Below are 23,280 nucleotides of genomic sequence, written 5' to 3'. Positions count from 1 at the left end.
GCTTGGATGGCTCCGACTGACCAACCCCACGAAAACTTCATCTTCCCTGAAGAAGTTCTGCCTCGCGGTAACGCACTTTAAAAAAATCAGGATTTGGATTTCATATTCATTTAGTTTTTTTAAATTAATCTGAAATCCAAATCCCTACTCCCTGGCGCAGGCGCGGTACTCCCGTGCCCTACTAGGGAACAAAAAACCCAAAATCCAAAATCTAAAATCGTTGGAGGTTCTACCGGGTGGTAACGCTCTCTAATTCCTACGCAAGCGGTCGCGACCAAGAATCCTCCGGGTTCGCTTGGTGGTCTGGCAACGCTCGTTTGATCAATCTCTCCGGCAAACTGCTGGGCGCCCACGTCGCTCACGCTGGCTTGATCGTGTTCTGGGCCGGTGCAATGACTTTGTTTGAAGTCGCTCACTTTATCCCAGAAAAGCCCATGTACGAACAGGGCTTAATTTTGATGCCCCACGTCGCTACTTTGGGTTGGGGCGTAGGCCCCGGCGGTGAAGTCACTGATATCTTCCCGTTCTTCGTAGTCGGCGTTCTTCACTTGATTTCATCTGCTGTTCTCGGTTTGGGCGGCATTTATCACGCCGTTCGCGGCCCGGAAGTTCTCGAAGAATACTCTTCGTTCTTCGGCTACGACTGGAAAGATAAGAACCAGATGACCAACATCATCGGCTATCACCTAATTTTGTTGGGTGGCGGTTGCTTGCTGCTGGTTGCTAAGGCCATGTTCTTCGGCGGTGTCTATGACACTTGGGCTCCAGGCGGCGGGGACGTGCGTATTATCACGAACCCCACTCTGAACCCGGCTGTGATTTTTGGCTACTTGGTTCGCTCTCCTTTTGGTGGCGAAGGCTGGATTGTCAGCGTCAACAACATGGAAGACATCATCGGCGGTCACATCTGGCTGGGCCTGATTTGTATCGCTGGCGGTGTTTGGCACATTTTGACCAAGCCTTTCGGCTGGGCTCGCCGTGCCTTAATCTGGTCTGGCGAAGCTTACCTGTCTTACAGCTTGGGTGCTTTGTCCCTGATGGGCTTCATCGCTTGCTGCTTTGTCTGGTTCAACAACACTGCTTACCCCAGCGAATTCTACGGCCCGACGGGCCCGGAAGCTTCTCAAGCGCAAGCTTTGACCTTCCTGATCCGCGACCAACGCTTGGGTGCTAACGTCGGTTCTGCACAAGGCCCCACCGGTCTGGGTAAATACCTGATGCGCTCTCCTACTGGCGAAATCATTTTCGGCGGTGAAACGATGCGTTTCTGGGATTTCCAAGGCCCTTGGTTGGAACCCTTGCGCGGTACTAACGGTTTGGACTTGAACAAAATCAAGAATGACATTCAGCCTTGGCAAGCTCGCCGCGCTGCTGAGTACATGACTCACGCTCCTTTGGGTTCTTTGAACTCTGTGGGCGGTGTGGCGACTGAAGTTAACTCGTTTAACTTCACTTCTCCTCGTTCTTGGCTGGCCTGTTTCCACTTTGTGATGGGTTTCTTCTTCTTGGTCGGCCACTTGTGGCACGCTGGTCGCGCTCGCGCGGCTGTCGCTGGCTTTGAGAAGGGTATCGATCGCGAAAATGAACCAGTGCTGGCTATGCCAGACTTAGACTAATCGATCGAATTTATTTCTGATTTGATTGTCTAGTTGAAAAAGGCTCCTGCTTAACGGCAGGAGCTTTTTTTTGATCTAAAAATATCTCAAAAAGCTGCGGATTGTCGATCGACTGTTCTCCGAACCCGCTAGCTGCAGATACAATCCTAGACGTAGAAACCCGATTTCTGAGTTAACCTTTTGAATTCCATGCTGTTTCTTTCCGTAAGCTCGTTCCTCAGCCAGCTTTTTCCTCCAGGACTGAGATACTTCGGTGCGACCTTCATCGGTGGCGGTGAATGACTCTGCAAGTCTTGAAACTTGACAAATGTAATCATTTAGGGTATGAGACTTGCAAGGCAGGCTCTACAAAGTTTATATTTAGAGTACAAAAGTTTTAATCCCACACAATGGAAAGTTGCAATGGAAAGTTGCAATTTTAAGGCAGATCGCTACAGGTGCAAAACTAATCGAGGATCGCCATCAGGATATTTATATTTTATTAAATGGCTGTGCTTGCCGAATTTTTTAACAGGCACAAAACTTTTGGGCCGCTTACTATTATTGCTAGGAAAGCAAAAAATTAATAATGGACTCATTAAAGATCGAAAATGTCAAGGTGAGGTTCGATCGAGCAAATTTGCTCGAACGCATCGCCAACCGCATTCGCCACTCTCTAGAACTACCCGAAATTCTGAGCGCAACAGCAGCGGAAGTTCAATCCTTCTTGGGAACAGACAGAGTAAAAATCTACAAATTTCATAGCGACGGTAGCGGTGAAGTGATTGCCGAATCAATTAACGGCAACCGCTTGCCCTCCCTATTGGGTTTGCATTTTCCAGCAGACGATATTCCCCCTCACGCCCGCGAACTGTTCGCCCAACTACAGGTGCGATCGATCGTCGATATAGATTCCGGGCAGCTAGGCCAAAGTCCGCGCCGCGAGGCGGTTTCCGGCCAACTACTGCCCGACGAAATGTACTTTCGTGCGGTTGACCCCTGCCACGCTGAATACTTGACTGCACTGGGCGTCAAGGCTTGCTTGGTAGTACCAATTTTTCACGGCGAAGAATTCTGGGGGTTGTTGGTATCTCACCACTCCGAGTCCCGGAGTGTGGCAGAAAACGAACTCCAAGGCGTTCAGATGGTAGCAGATCAGCTTGGCGTCGCCATAACCCAATCAACCCTCCTGGCCCGAGCGATGGCGAAAGCTCAACGGGAAGCTGCCGTCAACCGCGTCGCCGCAGCCCTTAACTCCCAGCCAGCGATTGAACTCCAAACAGCTTTGGCAGAATCGGTAGCAGCACTAGATGCAGCCGGCGGCAGGCTGTGCATTTTCGCCACACCATTCGTTTCCGACAGCAGCCCGGTTACGAATCTAGTTCCCTATTCGGATAACTCCACTGGCGAACTCACAGTCTACACTTGCGGCTCAGGGCCGAAGATGCCAATTTCGGCAAAATACCCGCAGGTTGAGCAATACAGCGTCTGGCACGAATATTTTAAATCCGGCCAGCAACAGGTTTGGGCAATTCCCGACTTGTACCAAATTAGCAGTTTGAGAAGCCTGCAACCTGCATTTCGATCGACCAAAATTCGCAGCATTTTAATCGTACCGCTCAGAGCCCGCCAGCAAATATTCGGTTACTTGACCATTTTTCGAGAAGAATTTGACACCGAAACTCTCTGGGCTAGACAGTTTGATAGCGACGCGCGGCTCGCCCAATCTCGGATATCTTTTGAAGCGTGGAAAGAATCAAAAACTGCCCAAATTCGCGAATGGAAGGGTGAAGAAATTGAATTGCTCCAAATTTTGGGCACGCACTTTTCTAATGCTATTAACCACTACCAACTCGATCAACAAATAGAGGAACTTAACACAAACTTAGAAAATCAAGTTCAAAAGCGCACCGCTCAACTACAGCAGTTGACCCAACAGCAGCAAGTGCTGTTTGAAGTGGTGGCTAAAATGCGGAAATCCCTCGACTTGAACAAGATTTTTAGCACGATGTCCCAGGAAGTGCGACGGGCTTTAAATGCCGATCGAGTGGCAGTTTACCGCTTCGATTCCGCATCAGAATTTAAGGACGGCGAATTCGTTGCCGAAGATGTTTTGCCAAATTTTGTGTCAGCAATGGCAGTCAAAGTGGACGATCGCTGCTTTGGAGAAAACTACGCCAATCTCTATTCTCAGGGGCGAGTTCACGCCATGTCTGACATCAGACAGGCCGGACTGCAAGATTGCTTTCACAAAGTCTTGGAGCAATTTCAGATCAAAGCTACTTTAGTTGCACCGATTATGAAAGGCAACGACCTTTGGGGGTTGCTGTGCGTACACCAATGTTCGGCTCCCCGCAACTGGGAATCTTCCGAAATTAAGTTTGCTACCCAAATTGCCGCTCAGCTCAGTATCGCCATAGAACAAGCAGATTTGCTCGCTCAAACTCAGCAGCAAGCAGTTGAATTGCAGCGGGTAGCAGAGCAGGAGCGAATACTGTTTGAGGTAGTTGCTAAGATTCGACAATCTCTCGATTTAAATACAATTTTTCGTACTACAACTACAGAATTGCGACGGGTATTAAAGGCCGATAGAGTTGGCATTTATCGCTTCGATCCTAGTTTAAATTTTAATGAAGGCGAATTTATTACCGAAGATGTTTTGCCTGGTTTTTCTTCGGCAATGAATGTAAAAGTTCGCGATCATTTTTTTAGCGAAAAATATGCCAAAAAATATAGTCAGGGACAGATACAAGTGCTACAAGATATCGAAAATTCTGGACTTTCAGACTGCCATGTTGCTCTTTTAGCTCAATTTCAAATTAGAGCTCAGGTGATTATGCCGCTGATGAATGGCAGCGAACTTTGGGGTTTGCTGTGCGTGCACCAGTGCAGCGGTTTGCGCCATTGGAACACTTCGGAAATTCAGTTTGCTACGCAAGTTGGAATTCAGTTGAGTGTAGGATTAGAACAAGCAGATTTGTTGGCTAAAACGCGGCAGCAATCAGTTGATTTGCAGTGGGCATCCGAGCAACAGCGGATACTGTTTGAAGTGGTGGCTAAGATTCGAGAATCTCTCGATATCAACGCGATTTTTAAGACTGCTACTCAAGAAGTTTGTCAGTTTATGCAAGTCGATAGAATAGCGGTTTATCGCTTAAATCCTGATTTTAGCGGTCAATATATTGCCGAGTTTGTAAAAAATGGCTGGATGAAATGGGTAGGGGAAGGTATCAATACGGCTTGGCAAGATACTTATTTGCAGTCAAACCAAGGCGGCAAGTATCTGAATAATGAAACTATAGCCGTTGACGATATCTATCAAGCTTGTCACTCCGAGTGTAATGTCCGTATTTTAGAGCAATTTCAGGTGAAGGCTTATGCGATCGCGCCGATTTTTGTAGGACAAGAACTTTGGGGTTTATTGACAGCCTATCAACATTCTGGGCCCCGCTGTTGGGAAAGTTCAGAAGTTAACTTTTTAGCTCAGATTGCCAATCAGTTAGGCGTAGCTATCCAACAAGCCGATTTGCTCGCTCAAACCCGACGCCAAGCAGAACAAATCGCTCAAAGTTTAAAGGATTTGCAGCAGACTCAAGCTCAATTGATTCAAACTGAAAAAATGTCTGGTTTGGGGCAACTGGTAGCCGGGATTGCTCACGAAATTAACAATCCGGTTAATTTTATTTACGGCAATCTCAATCACGCTAGTGAATATACTGCTAGCTTACTGAGCTTGCTGGAACTTTACCAGCAGCAATATCCAGATTATAGTCCTGAAATAGACAAATTGAGTGAAGATATTGACTTGGAATTTCTGCTAGAAGATTTGCCAAAATTGCTATTGTCAATGAAGGTGGGAGCCGATCGCATCCGTCAAATAGTTCTGTCTTTAAGGAATTTCTCTCGTCTTGACGAAAGTCAAATGAAGGCGGTTGATATTCACGAGGGCATTGACAGCACGCTGTTAATTTTACAGCACAGGCTGAAATCTAATGCGGACAGTTCAAACATTGTGCTAGTGAAAGAATACGGCATTTTGCCTCGAGTTGAGTGTTATGCGGGACAGTTGAATCAGGTATTCATGAATGTAATTGGGAATGCGATCGATGCTTTGGAATCGCACAAGTTGCGCGCTGGTCAATCTGTAGCTCCTCAAATTAAAATCTCGACTGCTGTCGGTCAACTTAATGGTACTATTCCTAGCGCGCTGATTCGGATTTCTGATAACGGTACGGGAATTTCGGAATCTATGAGACAACGCATATTTGACCCTTTTTTCACGACTAAGGCAGTGGGAAAAGGTACTGGATTGGGACTGTCAATTAGTTACCAAATTGTGGTAGAGAAACACGGCGGTGTTTTAAAATGCAATTCGGAATTGGGGAAAGGTACTGAGTTTGCGATCGAGATTCCGCTTCGACAGCAGTCATTAGTCATTAGTCATTAGTCATTAGTCATTATTGTTGTAAAATCCAGCAAACAGTCAACACTCAACAATCACGCAGGGTGCAGCCGGAATTGATATAATTCATCTGGGTGCATCTGTGTTTATCTGCCCTCATCTGCGGTAAAAAAAAGAGAATTTATGAACCGCCCCGGACAAGGGATGCACGCTGATTCACGCAGATGCAGAGAAGAGATATATGATATCCAATCCGTTAGCATTGAAATAGTAAATTCGAGTTCACTGTTCACGGCGTTGACTGTTAACGGCGTTGACTGTCAACCGTCAACAGTCAACATCATGTATGAGTGTTACCAAAAATGATATGAATAATTCCGATGCTAAAAGATTTGGAATCAGGCTCGATCGTGCGTATGCGATCGCATAGCCCGGTTGCGGCATCGCGGATGACAGTTGCCTAAGTCCTGGTACAAAAAGATGCCTATTTAATTGACTTTCATAGATTAGTTTCCCTCTTTTGTAGTTCTTGTTGGAGAGTATTCTTGACACGATCGTACTCATCCTCGATTTCAGCCAATAGGGTTGAGGCTCGATCTAGTTCACCAGAGGTACTCATAACTTCTAACCTGCTACAAAGCTCGGCGAGAGGAGCTGCGCTTAGATTTGCACTACTGCCTTTGAGGGTATGAGCCACTCGCTTTAGGGTTTGAGTATCCGCTTGAGCGATCGCTAATTTCATAGCTTGTAGCAACTTTAGAGATTCCTCAAAGTAGCAATTCGCCAGCAAGCTCAAAATCTGGCTTGAATCTTGATCGATGCTGCTACAGAAGGCTTGCAGTTCTGTGAGGTTAACCGCTGGCATCTCAATTTCTGGCTTGTTGCTATCTGATTCCTCCTTTTGGGCCTCCTGCTGCGGTTCCGGGCTGGGTGGACACTGACTCAGCGCTTGGTGAAGAACCTCTACTCGAATTGGTTTACTGATATAGTCATTCATGCCAGCATCAAGACAAACCTGGCGATCGCCCTGCATGGCATTCGCCGTCATGGCAATAATCCTGGGACGAGTATGAGCCGGCCACTCCTGGCAAATACGACGGGTGGCTTCTAGTCCATCCATCTCTGGCATTTGTACATCCATCAGCACGACATCATAAGGCTGGCGATTCAGGGCTTCCAAAACTTCCAATCCATTGGCCGCAACATCGGCCCGGTATCCCAAACGCTCTAACAGCAGCAGTGCCACCTTCTGATTTACCAGATGATCTTCTGCTAAAAGAATTCGCAGTGGGAGTCTCTGGGCCAGTTTCATATCATCCTGAACAGATATAGGAAGTTGTTGTTGAACTTTTTTCGGTTGAGCTTGTAGCACATGGATCAGTATTTGATAGAGCTGGGATTGTTTGATAGGTTTGCTTAAAAAAGCGGCAAAGTGGGTGGAAAGCGCTGAAGAACTCGCTTCTGGGTAGCCCATTGAAGTCAGCAACACTAGGGGTAAACGGTGGCACTTAGGATGCTGGTGGATGGCTGAGGCGAGTGTGAGACCGTCGATTTGTGGCATTTGCATATCTAAAATAGCCACATCAAAGGTTTCTCCACTCTCAAGCCAGTTGAGCGCTTCGACAGCCGATTGGGCAGCTAGACTCTGCATCCCCCAAGTCTCTGCTTGCAACGTCAGAATTTGTCGGTTAGTGGGCTGGTCATCCACGATTAATAAACGCTTGCCAGATAGTTCTGGTACCATTTCCATCGGTTCCGCTAACTCAGTAGCCACAGAGGATGCCACAATCGTGAAGTAGAACGTAGAACCCATTGTGACTCGATTAAGGTTAGTGGCTTGCCATTTTTGTGAAGGGGTTCCTCCGATGTTGCCTCGGCTTTCAACCCAGATCGTGCCGTTCATAGTTTCACTAAGTCGCTTACTAATCGCCAAACCTAAACCAGTCCCTCCATACTGCCGAGTCGTCGAAGCATCTACTTGACTAAAAGACTTGAACAGTCGATCGAGCCGATTGGCTGGAATACCAATGCCTGTATCTTGAATGGCAAACTGGATTTCATACAAGCTTTCTGACAAGTTCCCTGGCTCAGAAATTGTTTTGTCAGAATCAACTAGAGAGGCTTCTACGGAAATGGTAACTTCCCCAGTTTCAGTAAACTTAATCGCATTGTTGAGCAAGTTAACTAGAATCTGACGCAGACGGGTGACATCACCCAAAATCAACTTAGGAGTCTGGGGCTGGATGAAGTAGCCCAACTCAATATCCTTCTCATCTGCTTTAACTGCAAGTTGGTCGATCGCACCTTCTATGCAATCTCTCAAGCTCAAGGGATGCTTTTCTAGCTCCAGTTTGCCCGACTCAATTTTGGAGAAGTCCAGGATGTCGTTGATGATACTCAGGAGGGTATCCCCACTATTGCGAATCGTCTCGATAAAGTCTCGCTGTTGAGCCTTGAGTTCTGTATCCAGCAGTAGTCCCGTCATACCAATAACCGCATTCATGGGAGTGCGAATTTCATGGCTCATCATCGCCAGAAACTCACTTTTGGCTCGGTTCGCAGCTTCTGCTTCCCGTCTAGTTTGCTCCAGGGCAAAGTTTTTCAGAGTTAATTCTTCTCGTTGTCGAGTTTCTTGCTCTAGTAATTGGGCTTGAGCTAGGGCAATTCCTACTTGAGCCGCCACTGATTCTAGCAACTCGATTTGATCGGTAGTCCAATGACGGTAGCGATCGCACTGGTGCAAACAAATGGCACCATTCGGTTCTCCTTGGTAAGAGGTTCGCACTGCTAATGTCGATCTCAATTTGAGACTGGTACAAATTGAATGAGCACAGGTGAGCAATGATTCGCAGTAGACATCCGGGGAGGCGATCGCTTCATCTTGAGCCATCAACCGTTTTGTATAAGCAGGACTGGCCACCAGAATGTCATGCTCCCCGCTGGGGGCACATCCCACTGCTAGATACTCTGCAACGACAGGAAACTGAGGCAGTGGATTGTCCTGGTATGTGCTAATTAAACAGCGACTCACCCCAAAAGTTTGCCCAATCTGAATAGCAGCCGTTGCAAATATCTGCTCAGCATTAAGGCTTTGACGAATTTCTTGGGTAATTTGCTTCAGCAGTAGGGCTTTTTGCAACTGTCGTTGTAGTGCTTCTTCTGCCTGCTTGCGATCGCTAATATCCTTCATGAAGCAATGATGTCCAACAAACACATTTTGCTCGTCATAAGCAGAGACCATCACCACTTGTTTATAGAAGCTAGAGCCATTTTTTCGCATTCCCCTAGCTTCGGCTTCGACTCTGCCCTCTCTCAACATTTGCTCATAAGCAGCCCCCATCTTCTCAACATCTTCAGGATGAACGGTTCTTTGCCACTCCATCCCTAGCATTTCCTCGGGCTGATATCCACAGATGGCAGCATAAGTCACATTGACAGAGATATAGCGTCCTTGAGGGTTCAGCCGAGAAATCCCTGCCACGGCATTTTCTAGCGCCGCACTCATTTGTTGCAGTTCCGCTTCGGCTCGTTTGCGATCGCTAATTTCAATTAGAATGCAACCCACTGCTATAGGATGCTCTGCATCCTTGAAAATGGGAAACTGAGAAACGAGCCAGTAGCGCTGGGCACCTGTTCGACTGGTTACTTCTGTGCTAATTTCCAAGTTTATGGAAGGTTTTCCTGTCGTTAAAACCTGTTGTAACAGTGCATTTACACCAGGAGCAAATTGCCCCAATATCTCATCGGTTGTCTTACCTAAGTGAGCCTCCACAGAGAGGCCATTAATTTCAGCTAGTGCCTCATTGATTTGTAAAAATCGAAACTGCCGATCGTGGATACACAGCCCCACCCCTGCTAGGGAAGCTCCTTTAAAGAAAGCATTCAATAATTGCTCTCTGGCTTGAATTTCCTGCTCTAACTGTTTGCGGTTCGTAATATCGCTTTGAGAACCAGTCATGCGGACAACTCTGCCCGCTTCATCCGAAAGCGCTTGCCCTCGAGCCAAAATCCATTTGTAGCTCCCATCCTTGCAAAGCACTCGATGTTCTGTAATATAAAAGGGAGTTTGGCGCTGAAAGTGATCTTGAATTGCTTGCATCACCCATCCGATATCGTCGGGATGAACTCGCTTGCTCCATTCCTCTAATTGATTGGGAATTTCATGATCCTCGTAGCCCAACATCTCTTTCCAGCGAGCCGAGAAGAATACTTCATTGGTGTTGACGTTCCAATCCCATACCCCATCATTACTACCGCGTAGGGCGAGTTCCCACCGCTCTTCACTCGCTTGCAGAGCGACTTCTGCCTGATGCCGTTCAATTTCACTACCAATCCATTGAGCCATCAGCTTCAATAATTCCACATGGGCAGATTTAAAGCTGTCTGCACGGGGAGATTTACTAGAAAAGCTGAGGGTACTGTAGACTTTGCCTGCAACTAACACTCGTGTTCCAATATAAGCTTCTATGCCAAGGGCAAGATAGGCAGGATGGTAATGCCATTTGGAGATTCCTATATGTTCGATGTTTAGGGGTTCATTTGTGTCTAAAGCTTCACAGCACAAAGTTTCCTTAATATCAAAGACATCACCTGGTTTCAGGACTCGATCGGGCGATCGCGCCACCATCACCTCATAAGTATTATCTTGCACACGAGCCAAGATGCCACTTTCTAGCCCAAAATTCTGACATCCCATCTCAATCAACGCTTGGATGCGCTGCTCAAAATTGAGATTTTGGGTAGCAGTGACTTCATATAAAGCTCGTATCGCCGCCTCTCTTGTTCTTAGTTCAGCTTCGGCTTGTTTACGTCTCTTAATTTCAGCTTTCAGGGAGAGATTGATTTTGGATAATGTTTGTGTTCGTTCTTGAACCCGCTGTTCTAATGTAGCGTTGGCGTGTTTAATCTCCCTAAATTTTTGATTAAGCACGATTCCCATCAATTGAAAATTTCTAGCAAGCTCATTGATTTCTGTAACAGAGCTATGTTTCCATTCAAATGTTTCTTCTGAAAGCTTGTTGGGTAAGTCAGTTGTCGCAATAGCTAAATAGGATAATGGCTTTACCAGTCGTTCGCTTACCAGCGTGGCAAACAAAAATGCCAACATTGTGATGACGAGTAGAATGCTAAAGTCAGCCTTGTAACGATTTTGTAATTTTTTGACATAGGGAGCGGCTGGAATTTCTAAGCGTACTCTCCAGTCCAGCTCGGAGCTAATTGTAAATTCCTCTATATACAGAGAGTTTTTCCAACGGATCATCGGATTGTTGCCATTGCTAGGAAGCCACTGCTGCAAGGTTCCCTCTAAGGTGCGAGTGCTGCCGTTCTTTGACTCCTCAAGACTGGTCCAAAGCTTTTGGTCGGATTGATTACTCGCAATGACTTTGTTGTTTTGATCTAGCAATGTAATGCGAACTTTCTGATTGTTTCTCTGGAAAATGTAGAGAGATTTTATCTTGCTCAATCCTAATGAACCGTGGATAACTCCAATAAAACGACCTTGAACTTGCAGGGGAACATTTAATCCTACATGAGGTTCATCCATTAATAAATCTTTGTGGATAGAAGTCATCCAAGGTCTCGATCGCTCTTGAGCCAGGGTAATCAGATATTTATGTTCTCTGCTTTCTTCGAGCAACCGCCGACGGGTTGGATTAAAAGGAGAAGAAGCCGCTAAAATTGTTCCCGATTCATCGGTAGCATAAATTTTGTCGAAATCTGGCAACAACTGCTCGATCAGGCTAATTTGTTGTTGTAGCTGTTCGGATGATTGAATCCCTGTATTAGCAGCAGTGGTGGCTTCAGGTATGAGCGATTCTTCAGCTAATGTATTCAAAGCTAAGAGATGTCGCTGATGCCATCTAGATATGGCGCTAGTGATAGTTTTTGCGTTGGTTTGTAACTCCGTTTGCACCGTGGTTTGGATTTGACTAACAAAGTACCTACCATCAAAAACTAATAGTATCACTCCTGGAATAAATACAAAAGCTACCAACAAATGAAAAATTGTTTGTTGTAAAGAAAGGGCGATATATTTTGAAGCACTAATCCACCGATAAATCGGCGCATAGGAAATGATTAAACTGGCAACTAAGGCATTGAAAATGCCGTTTACTGCTTGTTTGCACATAACGAGGATAGCCTGATTCGCATCCATCTGCATCATTTGACCGTAGAAAAGCCAAACGAGGGGCATTCCAATTAAGAACCAGTAAATTCCATCGAATAACAGGATATTTGGCTGTTTGCACTTCTTGCAAAGAAACCCTACAAACAGAGTCTCCATCACCAAAATAATCGTGGCGTATGGATGATGCCAAAGGATATAAGTATAGCTGCCTGCAATTAGACCAGCCAAGCCTCCCCAGCCCCAGCCGAAGTAATAAGTAATAATTAGTATGGGAATACTGCCAAAGAGGAAATCAACCCCAAAGAAAAGAGACAAATTGCAATGGTTGCCCAGAAAACCGGCAGCAGTCAGAAGGGCGATCGCACCAAACCATCTTTGATCACGCACTCAGATCGACCCTCCCATAAACTTCTAGAATTGCTACTTGCTGAATATGAACTGATTCTGATAAAAAATCTTCGTAGAGGCACTCTCGTTATTTCCCTGACAGTTTCCATGAAGGTCGCAGAACCGCTTATTTAGGCTTTAAGACTAAAATCAAGGCTTACTCATGTAGGAGTTGAGTTCTCGATCGACTTTTTTTAATATGGTTCACGAACCAATCTATAGCAATCCTAAATGATTCGTGTAATTCTTGTAGGGGCAAACCCCCCGTGGTTGCCCCGATGCAGGTTGGGGTAGGCACGGGGAGTAGGGGTAGCACTACCCCTACATATTTTTACAAATGATGCGAGGATTGCTATAGCAATTGTTCATTAAGCTTAATGACTAACGAAAGGCTCGATCCTTTGATTTTCAGCTCTTGTTTAACTTCACTCAGTGCTTTAATAAATTTGGTATGCGCCGCTGCATTGTTAGATGCAACCGGGCATTTGTATCTTTGCCTAAAAAAATCTTCAAACTCTAATTTTTGTGCTATGTACAAGTCTAAAAAATCTACAATACCTTTTATTTCTTCCTGGCCACGGTTTGCCAACATGGCATTCACTAAGCTATTGAGTTGCTCAATCAATTGTTTATGGTGGTGGCCAATTTTTGGAATAACAATTATTAAGCAATCCTTCCAAATGACGAGAGGCATAGTTTTTACCCTGATGATTTAACGGGTGAATTCATTGACTGTATGAATCTTGGTGCAAAAAGTATTACGACCTTTGTCTTTGGCTTGATAAAGTGCTGCATCGGCAGCAGCAATTAAAGTTTCAGGCCGACTCTCTTGGGTAGGAATTACACTGGTAATACCGAAGCTGAGCGTAATGCAATGATGCGGAGAACTCTTATGGACTATTGCTAAAGCTTGGATGCGATCCTGCATTTGCTTAACGATTTGGACGGCTCCCTCAAGCTCGGTGTCGGATAAAATCACTACAAATTCTTCACCTCCATAACGTGCTACTAAATCTCCAGCTCGATTAATACTGCGATTGAGAGTTGCCGCAACTTGCTTTAAACATAGATCCCCTGCTTGGTGTCCATAAGTATCGTTGTAAGGCTTGAACAAATCTATATCACACAAAATCAGTGACAAAGGAGTTTGCTGCCTCGTCATGCGTCGCCACTCCTCCTCTAGCTGTTGGTCAAACTGACGGCGATTGGCAATCTGAGTCAAACCGTCAATTGACGCGAGGTATTTTAATTGTCGATTGGCGGCTTCTAGCTGTTTGTAAAGTAGGGTTTGTTGCTGTTGCAAATGGAATTGCTGAATCAACCGTCGTACTCTCTGTCGCAGAACAGCCCAGTGAATGGGCTTAGTGATATAGTCAGCAGCTCCCGCTGCAAACGCTCGATCGACAGATTCTTTGTCTTCTAAGCTAGTAATCATCAAAATAGGTGGGCGATCGCTCTCAGGCACTTCAGATAATTTTTGACAACAAGCAAAACCATCCATAGTAGGCATCACTGCATCTAGCAGGATCAAGTCTGGATGTACTTCCTCATAAGCTGCTAGCCCTGTCAACCCATCCGTAGCTTCGGCCACTCGGTATTTTTCCTTCTGTAAATACAGTCGAAGTTGTAAACGCATCAAGGCATCGTCATCCACAATCAGAATTAGAGAGGACTGTTCCGTAGATGGGTTAGTTGAAATGGCTGACTCTTCTAATGATTGATACATACGTCATGGTGTATCTCAAGCTTTGGAAACATTCTAGCCTAGCATATTTTGAGCTTGGGATGGAAAGTGAAAAATTGACCAATATGTCATAAATTATACACTAGCTAAGCTGCATCAACAAAATCCTAGGCAGCGTCGGGTTTGTTAAACCAACAGCCACAGTCTACTTAAAATTTATCGCTTTTTTTGGGGATATAAAGTCTGGTAACTTGCGCTAATTTTTGTAAATATGTAATTATTTTTGGGAGCATTAAACACTTTTTACAAAGTCGAGCGATCTTTGACGAACGATCGCCTGTTATCCCGCGATCGCCCGTGGGATAATATCCTATATTTATCAACTTTATTCAGCCTTTTTCAGGTGCATCAAATTCTTACCTCATCTTTGAGCGATCGTCCGAGCTATTTTTGGGGAATACATCTGATGGTCACACGATCCCGTATAGATTCGCCCTTGGTTGAGCGTTTGTTCGCACCAGGCAGCTCTGACTGCAAAAAGGCGTAAGCTTTGTTAAGAAACATTTATAGCGTTTTGCGCGCTCTCGGATAGGTTGTTTCTCTGCTTTCTCCCAATAATCGCCCCAAATAGTGTCTAAACTCCTGTCTTTGGGCTTGAGTAGGAAACACATCGTCAAAGCGTTGACACTATCTTTCAAAGCATGGGATCATGGATGTCCCAAGTGTTGATCTCATCAGATTCCATCAGGAAAGACACTAACCTCAAAAGTTGACTCTATATATCTTAGCTCTATTTCTCACTCTATTTTGGGCTAAAGTCCCACTATTAAAAAGAGAAGCTATACTATAATCACTGGAAACAGTAAATTAACTTAATGGAGCTCACTGACTATGGAAGTAGCACTGCCGGATTTTTCTCAAAGCTTTCAAAAAACGAAAGAAATTTGGACTGAGGAAGTCGAAAAAGCAGTGAATTCTACTTCTGAATCAACAGCACAAGCTAAATATTCTCTCTCCGAAACTGCGTCTCAGGCAAAAGAAGCTCTTACTCAAACTACAAATTCTGCCGTTAATACTGTTAATCAAGCTACGAACAATGCTTTAGGTAATGTAGCGGAGAAAACCGAAAAAGCGAGACTTTCTATATCGGAAATTGCTAATCAAGCAGTTAGTCGCGTCAGTGAAAGTACCAACAAAGCTGTTAATGCTGTTTCTCAGTCCGCGGCAACTGCTAAAGAAACTATTAATCAAACTACTAACTCTGCGCTCAATACTCTGAATCAAAGCACTAGCCAAGCTGTAGAGAGTGTAAATCAAGCTACAGAAAAGGCTAAGGCTTCATTAGAAGATAGCATTAACAAGGCGGGAAATATGAGCGATGCCGCTTCAGATGCCATCAAAAATGCTATCAATGGTACTGTTAAAGATTGGATTGACTCTCACCCTGTAGTCTTCTGGTTGGTGAGTCATCCGCTGATATCTTTAGCAGTGATACTGTTATTTGTATTCATTATATTGGGTCTTTTTCAGGCTTTAAGTAGATTTTTTGCTGGAGGATGGTTATTTGTTCTGCAAAGCCCTGGAAAATTTATGCAAGGGGTTTTGAGTGTCGGCTCTAAATCTGTAAGTAATGTCGGTGGAGTGGCTGTAAACTCATTAGTTTCACAGAATCCCGAATACAAAAATAATTCAGGTTTACAATTGAGGGGAGTTGCATCAAACAGTTTGGAGTCTCAAGAACGACTTGCTAATATTTTGACAAGGTTGGAGGCAATTCGAGAAGAGCAGAATCAGCTTTTACAAGAAGCGTCGGCTATTTTAGGCAACAAATTTAAGGCCGAGTGAGAAGGTGTGGGCCGATCGCACTTATGGTAAATTTAATACATCCAGGCTTTCCATCAAAGCCAGATCCATGAAGGCTTGTAGTCGATCGCTCAAAACGCCATGCCCGATTCCGAATTTTCCGATGATTTAAAATGGACGCCAGAAGCCAAGGCGAAGCTGAAAAATATTCCCTATTTTGTCCGGGGACAAGCTCGCGTCCGCATCGAGCAGTTGGCCCGCGAAGCCGAAACCGAAGTCGTCACCGTTGACTTAGTTGAGCAAGCTCGTATTGAGTTTGGGCAATAAGGGCTCGAAATGTACCCTAAAGCTTTACACTATAATTTGCCTGATTTTGATGTTCACAGAGCTACTGAGTCACCCGTGCGGAAAATAGTTATTGCTGGCAACTGGAAAATGTACAAAACTAGGACTGAATCCCTAGAATTTCTTCAAGGATTCATGTCCTGCCTGACGGAAACCCCAGAGGAACGGGAAGTCGTGCTTTGCGTTCCCTTCACTTCCTTGGCTGTCCTCTCGAAAAATTTGCACGGCAGCCGGATTAGACTCGGTGCTCAGAACGTTCACTGGCAAGAGTCTGGAGCTTTTACTGGGGAAATTTCCGGGCCAATGCTTAGTGAACTTGGTGTCCGTTATGTCATCATCGGCCACAGCGAACGGCGCCAATATTTTGGGGAAACTGACGAAACGGTGAATTTGCGGCTGAAAGCTGCTCAGAAATACGATTTAATTCCGATTCTGTGCGTTGGGGAAACCAAGCAGCAGCGAGATGCAGGGGAAACTGAATCTCACATTTTTTCTCAGTTGGCAAAAGATTTGGTTGGTGTTGACCAGCAGAAATTGGTAATTGCTTACGAACCGATTTGGGCCATTGGCACTGGCGATACTTGCGAAACGAAGGAAGCTAACCGAGTTATTGGTTTGATTCGCAGTAAATTGACTAATCCTGACGTGCCAATTCAGTACGGTGGCTCTGTTAAACCGGAGAATATTGATGAAGTTATGGCGATGCCTGAGATTGACGGGGTTCTGGTAGGCGGTGCGAGTTTGGAAGCTGCGAGTTTTGCTCGAATTGTCAATTATCAGTAATTAGGTAATTGCTAATTGCTAATTGGTAATTGTTAATTGGTAATTGGAACAAGGCAGCGGGAATTAAACAGCGATCGCCTACAATTGTGATGTGCCGTTCAGTGTTTCTCGGATCGGGAGAATTAACCTATGACTGCGATCGTTAAACCCAAACCCGCCTTAGACGAGTTCCTCAAACTTCCTGAAACTGAACCGGCCTCAGAATTTCTTGAGGGAGAAATCATTCAGAAGCCGATGCCTCAAGGTGAACACAGCGTACTTCAAGGTGAACTCTGCAAGACTATCAATCAAGTAGCGAAAACTCGGAAAATTGCCAATGCTTTTCCCGAGTTGCGCTGCACTTTTGGCGAGGCATCAATCGTGCCAGATGTAGCAGTATTCCTATGGGAAAGAATTCCTTTTTTGCCGTCGGGTAGAATTGCTAACCGCTTTGACATTAATCCTGACTGGTCGATAGAAATTCTGTCTCCAAACCAAAGCCAAACAAAAGTGCTGAGTAACTTACTCCACTGTTCGCGAAACGGCACTGAGTTGGGGTGGTTACTAGATCCAGAAGAAGAGAGTATTTTGGCAGTATTTCCAGGACAAAAAGTAGAACTGTACAAAGGTGCAGCTCGGTTGCCAATAATTGATAAAATTGAATTAGAATTGACAGTTGATACTGTTTTTAGCTGGTTGAGTTTTGGTTGAACAGTCTTGGACGCATTAAGACTCAAAGAAACCGGGTTTTTTACAGAATCTGTGGGTGGAAACGAAATATTGTCGTGAAAAAACCCGGTTTCTGGCTACCCGTGCGTTCAGTCAGATATCAAATCCCACGATCGCCATGACAAATAACCCAGAAAAAATTACCATTAGAAATAAAGTTTTTGATTGGGGAAAACGCACTTATTTAATGGGCGTTTTGAACGTAACCCCTGACAGTTTTAGTGACGGCGGAGATTTCTATACCATAGAATCTGCTTTGGCGCAAGCGGAAAACATGGTAAAATGTGGAGTTGATATTATTGATATTGGCGGTCAATCTACTCGGCCCGGTGCAGTGGAAATATCATTAGGAGATGAGATCGATCGCGTTATACCTGTAGTACAAACACTGCGACAAAAAGCCGATATTTTTGCCTCAGTTCCTATTTCAGTCGATACTACCAGAGCGCAGGTTGCGAAAGCTGCGGTAGAGGCGGGAGCTGATATCATCAATGATATTTCGGGAGCGACTTTTGACTCGGAAATGCTGTCAACGGTTGCTCAGTTAAAAGTGCCAATAATTTTGATGCACATTCGGGGAACTCCCCAGACGATGCAACAAATGACAGATTATCGGGATTTAATCGGGGAAATTGGGGAATTTTTCGAGAGTCGAATTGCTGCAGCAGTGGCGGCGGGGATTGACAAATCTCAAATAATTCTCGACCCTGGTATTGGCTTTGCCAAGACTTACAGTCAAAACTTAGAAATTCTGCGAGAGTTGCGAAAATTCCGTGTTTTAAACTGTCCGATTTTAGTCGGAGTATCGCGAAAAAGCTTCATCGGTCACATTTTGAATCAGCCAGAAGCGAAACAAAGAGTTTGGGGGACAGCGGCGGCTTGTACAGGTGCGATCGCAAATTTGGCAGATATCTTGCGAGTTCACGATGTCAGAGAAATGCACGATGTTTGTCTGGTTGCCGACGCTATCTTCAGAAATCAGTCTTGAGAAGTGGGAGTATCAATAACTTTCATTTCCCCGCCCTCAGAATGAATCACATCGGGCATAGAACCCATCAGCTCGCCCAAAGCTTCTGTCATGCTCCTGGGGTCCATAAACAGAATTTTGGCATTGTCGCTTTCGCCCAATTTTTGTTGAGCATCCAAGTATTTTTCTGTTACTAAGTAATTCAAAACTTGCTTGCTATTGGGATGGGAGTCTAAAGCTTCAACTAAGAGCCTCATATACTCCTTAGTGCCGATCGCCTTATTGACCATTGCTTGCCACTCGCTCTTAGTGGCGCGCTCCAATTCCATAGCTTCTTGCACCCTTTTCGGAGGTGTAATGCTTTGAATTTCTACGCGAATTACTTTGACGCCCCAAGGTTGAGTAGCTTCGTCTAACTTCTTGAGTAACTTTTTATTCATGTCATCTCGGGAACCCAAGATGTCTTGCATTGGCAATCGACCAATTTCAGCGCGAAACGTGGTTAAAACTAAGTTGGCGATCGCATTTTCAATTTGATCTATTCCATAATAAGCTTTCTCTAAAGTCACAACCCGCCAATACACCACGGCATCGACTTCTAGAGCCACATTATCTCCCGTGATTGCTGACTGAGGTTTAATATCTAAAACTCTTTCACGGGTTGTGTCCACGCAGACGACTTTTTCGACCAGGGGACTGATAAAGTGGAATCCTGGCTTGAGGGTGCGCTTGTATTGACCCAAACGTTCCACTAAAGCTTCGTCGCCACCGCTGACTATTTTGACGCTGGAGTTAACAGCGTAGCCGAGGATGAGCGCAAAGAGCATGGTAAGAATAGACTGCCCCATTTCTATTTTCCTGCTAAGGTTGACTGAGAATCGATCGAAATTCTACTCTAATTTAACTCAAACTCGGCCCCGCAGTGCTAAAATATCTCGACTGTTAATAACTAACTATTTCATCGGGTGGGCCCCATCGGCTCCGACTCTTACGGCCCTAGTGAAACCCAGGATATCAACAACACGTTTCCACAAAAGACATGAAAAACGATCGAGAGTTTCCCTGGTTAAAACCTTTGAGGTGGATTGCCCCAAGCATTTTGGTGGGTGCAGGAATCTGGAGTGTCGCAGTGGCCGAACCGGCCGGGGCTGAGACAATCGCCCTGCAACTCTCGCAAAACTTGCAGTCGCAGAACTTGCAGCCCCCACGCCGAGGCCCTGCTGTTCGGGAAGTTATGTCCTACGAGATGAAGGGAGACGAACTCAGGATTTGCAAGCAGGAAGGCAACTCCGAGAAAAAGTGCCAAGTTGTAGGTAAAGGCTACACCGTGGGTTTGAGAACTGCCAACGACCTTTACGGTCAAGGAAACGCTGTCAATGCCGAAGCTTTGTACCGACAACTAATCGCTCGCTATCCCAAAGAAGCGGATGCTTATTACAAGTTGGGAACTATGCTGTCGGGGCAAGGTAAAATGAGCGAGGCGATCGTTCTATTCCAAAAAGCAATTGAAGTCAACCCGAAGCACGCCAAAGCTCACAACGATTTAGGCGTGGCGATGGCAAGTCAGGGGCAGTTGCCCGAGGCAATTGTTCAGTGGAGACAAGCCGTTAAAATTAACGATCGATATCCCGATGCTTTAAACAATTTAGGAGTCGGTTTGTACCAGCAAGGAGACAAGGAAAACCAAGCGGAGGCGGTAGCCAGCCTCAAAAAAGCTAAGGAGTTATTTATCAAGCAAGGTAGAACTCAAGCTGCTAACAGAGTAGAGAAAATCTTGGAGGAAATTAATTCGCGATCCAGCGAATCCTAAACTCAACCGCCGATCGCCGATTGAAAGAAAAAAAATCTTGGGCGATCGGCGTGAATCAGCGTTCAGCGGCGGTTAAACACCCCCAAAAACGAGAATCTAAAGCATTTCCTTCAAAACTTGTATAATCAAATCCCCATCCACCCGATCGCTCACAGCAGCCTCACCCAAGCGCACCGGCAGCACAAACCGCACCTTGCCATCCTGCACCTTCTTGTCCAGTTGCAAAGTATGCAAAATTTCCTCAACATCCACACCCGCCGGCAATTTGGCAGGTAAACCCGCTTTTTCAAGTAAAGCAGACTGGCGGCGATCGTACTCAGCATCCCACATTCCCAACTCCACAGCCAACCGGCTTGACGCAGCCATGCCGATAGCCACTCCTTCCCCGTGATTGATCACCTTGTAATTGGTCAAACTTTCCACAGCATGACCGATGGTGTGTCCGTAATTCAAAATCGCCCGCAAACCCGATTCCTTCTCGTCTTTGCTGACCACCTCAGCCTTAGCTTGGCAAGACCTGCTCAAAATTTCTGCCAACAAATCCGCCTTCACATAGCGCATTTGATCCAAACGCTTGCAATTCTCCAACTTCCCGAAAAGTTCAGCATCCCAAATCACCCCGTACTTGATGACTTCCGCCATCGCCGACCGAAACTCCCTCGCCGGCAGAGTTTTGAGTACATCCGGGTCAATCAAAACCAAACGTGGCTGGTGAAAAGCCCCGATTAAATTCTTCCCTAAAGGATGATTTACCCCCGTTTTGCCGCCGATAGAAGCATCAACCATCGCCAGCAGCGAAGTCGGAACCTGCACGACATTAATTCCCCGCAGCCAAGTCGCCGCCGCAAAACCCGTCATATCGCCAACCACCCCGCCGCCCAAAGCCACCATTGTCGAGGAACGTTCTAAGCGGTTTTCCAAAGCCGCACCGTAAATTTTCTGTACCGAATTTAAAGTTTTGTACTGTTCTCCCGGTGGTAAAATGCAGCTACTGACTTCCAGACCGGCTGATTCGAGGGCTGCTGTTGCTCTTTCGCCGTACTGCCGAAAAATCGACTGATTCGACACCAGCAGCACTTTTTTGCCCAAACTTAAATCGCCCATCAGACTGCCGAGTTCGTCTAAACCGCCCGATCGCACGCAAACATTGTAAGATTGTGGCCCCAAGTCAACTTTAATTATGGATTGCATATTTATCTAATTTAGATATTAGATTTTAGATTATAGTTCTTATATGTCTTTTTATTGATTGTTTTGGAGAAATTGCCATGACTCTTAGCGGAGCAATAACTTATTTTGGGATCTTTGGCGGCATGATCGGCTTGGCGACAGTGCTGATGTTTGGTCTGCGGGCTGTCAAACTCATCTAATTTGCTAATTTAGATGTTTCAACCAGAGGATTTAATCTCTGGCAAAAGTATCAGTTCGACAACGTATTTGCGCCAAAAATCTCTAGGTTTATCTGTAGATTGACGGCGCAAATGCTTCATTTCATAAAACTTTTGGATTGAACGATCGTGCTTATTCTAATTGACGAGCATCTTCAGCAGGTGGATGCCAACCACCTTCTACCCAAAACCTGCGCGATCGCCGAATCGAATCCTCTTCATCATAACGTTCATCATTAAGGTCAAGCCGATTGCAAGTTGCTCGACCTATGGGAGTTTTAGGGACAATATTTAGGCCATCTGCTGTCCAGATAAAATGTTCTGACCACTGCTGCTGACGAGGATTAAATAATAAACATTCTTGCTGAGTTTCCTGGTCAATTCCGTTGGTAAAATTGTAGTGGCGTTCGTTGCAGCGACGGCAAGCTAATGCTAAATTTTCACTGTCATCAGATCCGCCTAGAGATTTGGGCATGAGATGATCTATGGTAAAGCGATCTGGGCTTAGATATTCTGGAGAGTGGCAGTATTCGCAGAGATATTTAGCTCGTTGTCGTATAAATTGTCGAGTGCGATCGGACACCATTTAGCTTGAGTGGAAAGTTGGGCGTTAATCAAGGTAAAAATTCGGGATAGTTCGATGATGCCAGCTAATTCGGGAATTTCATCGACAGTTAACAAATCTAGTCTTTTTCTCTCTAGCAGTTCTTCCATGCGAGATTGGATATCGTCGGTAAATCTGAATAAGTAAATATTCCCAAATTCTACCATTTTGATGCCTTGGGGTATCAAAGAAGAAGGTTTTACCATTAATTGAGTATTCATAGGAATAACAGCTCTCAGATACTCTTGGAATATTGTAGCTTATCCGTTGTTAAGTGAATTTAAGGAAAGAGCGATCGCACTTGTTGTAAAATTCGATGCTCCTGATTAATTACAAGATGCGTTCTAATTGAGTCGATCGCACTTGTGGCAATTTCTCAGCCCCAGTCGTATCAAAAACGATCGCGTGTTTAGCCGTCGGCAACAACCGCTGTAAAATCTGGATATATCCCTCCGCATCGCCCCGACGGTGGAACCGAGCAACCACCAATCGCTGCATATTTGGCAATTGTCGCACGATACACCAGGGATGAGTGTTTAATTTGGGCTTGGATGTTGGTATCATAGGTTGACATACTCCCCAGCCTGAAGGCGTGGGGATTCTTTACGCTTCATTGACGGACGCTACGCCCGGTAGTCTTACTCTGTCTCGACGTACATTTAGAGTCGTGCCGA

Annotated in this window: 17 protein-coding genes and 1 pseudogene; 9 read left to right on the top strand and 9 right to left on the bottom strand. The window is 45.3% G+C overall.

What is annotated here, in order from left to right:
• Positions 1 to 236 precede the first annotated feature (236 nt).
• Complete coding sequence (gene psbC / locus QT973_RS25325) at positions 237 to 1,616, top strand: photosystem II reaction center protein CP43 (RefSeq protein ID WP_333057369.1); 1,380 nt, start codon at positions 237 to 239, stop codon at positions 1,614 to 1,616.
• 568 nt (positions 1,617 to 2,184) lie between these two features.
• The gene (locus QT973_RS25320) at positions 2,185 to 6,042 is read left to right on the top strand and encodes a GAF domain-containing protein (protein ID WP_333211446.1); all 3,858 of its coding nucleotides are present in this window, start codon (positions 2,185 to 2,187) and stop codon (positions 6,040 to 6,042) included.
• A 454-nt stretch (positions 6,043 to 6,496) separates the two neighbouring features.
• Here the strand turns inward: QT973_RS25320 and QT973_RS25315 are convergent, their stop codons facing one another.
• The 4 genes and pseudogenes from QT973_RS25315 to QT973_RS27115 all read right to left on the bottom strand — a co-directional run.
• Entirely contained in the window at positions 6,497 to 12,514 is a 6,018-nt protein-coding gene (locus QT973_RS25315) for a response regulator (RefSeq protein WP_333392468.1), read from the bottom strand.
• A gap of 352 nt (positions 12,515 to 12,866) precedes the next feature.
• Entirely contained in the window at positions 12,867 to 13,208 is a 342-nt protein-coding gene (locus QT973_RS25310; protein WP_333057372.1) for a hemerythrin domain-containing protein, read from the bottom strand.
• An 18-nt stretch (positions 13,209 to 13,226) separates the two neighbouring features.
• Complete coding sequence (locus QT973_RS25305; protein WP_333057373.1) at positions 13,227 to 14,240, bottom strand: diguanylate cyclase; 1,014 nt, start codon at positions 14,238 to 14,240, stop codon at positions 13,227 to 13,229.
• 516 nt (positions 14,241 to 14,756) lie between these two features.
• Positions 14,757 to 14,933: pseudogene (locus tag QT973_RS27115) on the bottom strand (IS701 family transposase); the annotation flags it as partial.
• 156 nt (positions 14,934 to 15,089) lie between these two features.
• Here QT973_RS27115 and QT973_RS25300 point away from each other — a divergent pair.
• The 5 genes from QT973_RS25300 to folP all read left to right on the top strand — a co-directional run bounded on the left by QT973_RS25300 (position 15,090) and on the right by folP (position 18,825).
• Positions 15,090 to 16,043 carry a hypothetical protein gene (locus tag QT973_RS25300; protein WP_333340005.1) on the top strand — a complete coding sequence of 318 codons (954 nt, stop codon included), beginning with the start codon at positions 15,090 to 15,092 and terminating at the stop codon, positions 16,041 to 16,043.
• A gap of 99 nt (positions 16,044 to 16,142) precedes the next feature.
• Positions 16,143 to 16,328, top strand: coding sequence for a PCP reductase family protein (locus QT973_RS25295; RefSeq protein ID WP_006633749.1), 186 nt, complete (start codon positions 16,143 to 16,145; stop codon positions 16,326 to 16,328).
• A gap of 75 nt (positions 16,329 to 16,403) precedes the next feature.
• Positions 16,404 to 17,129 carry a triose-phosphate isomerase gene (gene tpiA / locus QT973_RS25290; protein WP_333057405.1) on the top strand — a complete coding sequence of 242 codons (726 nt, stop codon included), beginning with the start codon at positions 16,404 to 16,406 and terminating at the stop codon, positions 17,127 to 17,129.
• A 129-nt stretch (positions 17,130 to 17,258) separates the two neighbouring features.
• A complete protein-coding gene (locus QT973_RS25285; RefSeq protein WP_333057375.1) occupies positions 17,259 to 17,819 on the top strand; it encodes a Uma2 family endonuclease in 561 nt (186 codons plus the stop codon).
• Between the two features lie 136 nt (positions 17,820 to 17,955).
• Positions 17,956 to 18,825, top strand: coding sequence for a dihydropteroate synthase (gene folP / locus QT973_RS25280; protein ID WP_333057406.1), 870 nt, complete (start codon positions 17,956 to 17,958; stop codon positions 18,823 to 18,825).
• Here the strand turns inward: folP and QT973_RS25275 are convergent.
• A complete protein-coding gene (locus QT973_RS25275) occupies positions 18,816 to 19,652 on the bottom strand; it encodes a stomatin-like protein (RefSeq protein ID WP_333057376.1) in 837 nt (278 codons plus the stop codon). The two genes, folP and QT973_RS25275, sit on opposite strands and share 10 nt — an antisense overlap.
• Before the next feature lie 191 nt (positions 19,653 to 19,843).
• Between QT973_RS25275 and QT973_RS25270 the strand changes: the two genes are divergently transcribed.
• Positions 19,844 to 20,614 (top strand): tetratricopeptide repeat protein, encoded by a 771-nt coding sequence (locus QT973_RS25270; protein ID WP_333057377.1) that lies wholly within the window; start codon positions 19,844 to 19,846, stop codon positions 20,612 to 20,614.
• Positions 20,615 to 20,710: 96 nt separating this feature from the next.
• Here the strand turns inward: QT973_RS25270 and aroB are convergent, their stop codons facing one another.
• Positions 20,711 to 21,805, bottom strand: a complete 1,095-nt coding sequence (gene aroB / locus QT973_RS25265; RefSeq protein ID WP_333233912.1) for a 3-dehydroquinate synthase — start codon at positions 21,803 to 21,805, stop codon at positions 20,711 to 20,713.
• Between the two features lie 77 nt (positions 21,806 to 21,882).
• Between aroB and petL the strand changes: the two genes are divergently transcribed.
• Positions 21,883 to 21,984: a cytochrome b6-f complex subunit PetL gene (gene petL, locus QT973_RS25260; protein WP_006633742.1), complete on the top strand. Its 102-nt coding sequence runs from the start codon at positions 21,883 to 21,885 to the stop codon at positions 21,982 to 21,984.
• Positions 21,985 to 22,135: 151 nt separating this feature from the next.
• Here the strand turns inward: petL and QT973_RS25255 are convergent, their stop codons facing one another.
• The 3 genes from QT973_RS25255 to QT973_RS25245 all read right to left on the bottom strand — a co-directional run bounded on the left by QT973_RS25255 (position 22,136) and on the right by QT973_RS25245 (position 23,170).
• The gene (locus QT973_RS25255; protein WP_333057379.1) at positions 22,136 to 22,477 is read right to left on the bottom strand and encodes an HNH endonuclease; all 342 of its coding nucleotides are present in this window, start codon (positions 22,475 to 22,477) and stop codon (positions 22,136 to 22,138) included.
• A gap of 29 nt (positions 22,478 to 22,506) precedes the next feature.
• Positions 22,507 to 22,827: a hypothetical protein gene (locus tag QT973_RS25250; RefSeq protein ID WP_333057380.1), complete on the bottom strand. Its 321-nt coding sequence runs from the start codon at positions 22,825 to 22,827 to the stop codon at positions 22,507 to 22,509.
• Between the two features lie 109 nt (positions 22,828 to 22,936).
• Complete coding sequence (locus tag QT973_RS25245; RefSeq protein ID WP_333057381.1) at positions 22,937 to 23,170, bottom strand: hypothetical protein; 234 nt, start codon at positions 23,168 to 23,170, stop codon at positions 22,937 to 22,939.
• Positions 23,171 to 23,280 lie beyond the last annotated feature (110 nt).

It is taken from the genome of Microcoleus sp. Z1_A1, assembly GCF_036700305.1.
Classification (GTDB): Bacteria; Cyanobacteriota; Cyanobacteriia; order Cyanobacteriales; family Microcoleaceae; genus Microcoleus.
Note: the sequence above shows the minus strand (reverse complement) of the source record. Positions and strands in the feature narration are given on the sequence as shown.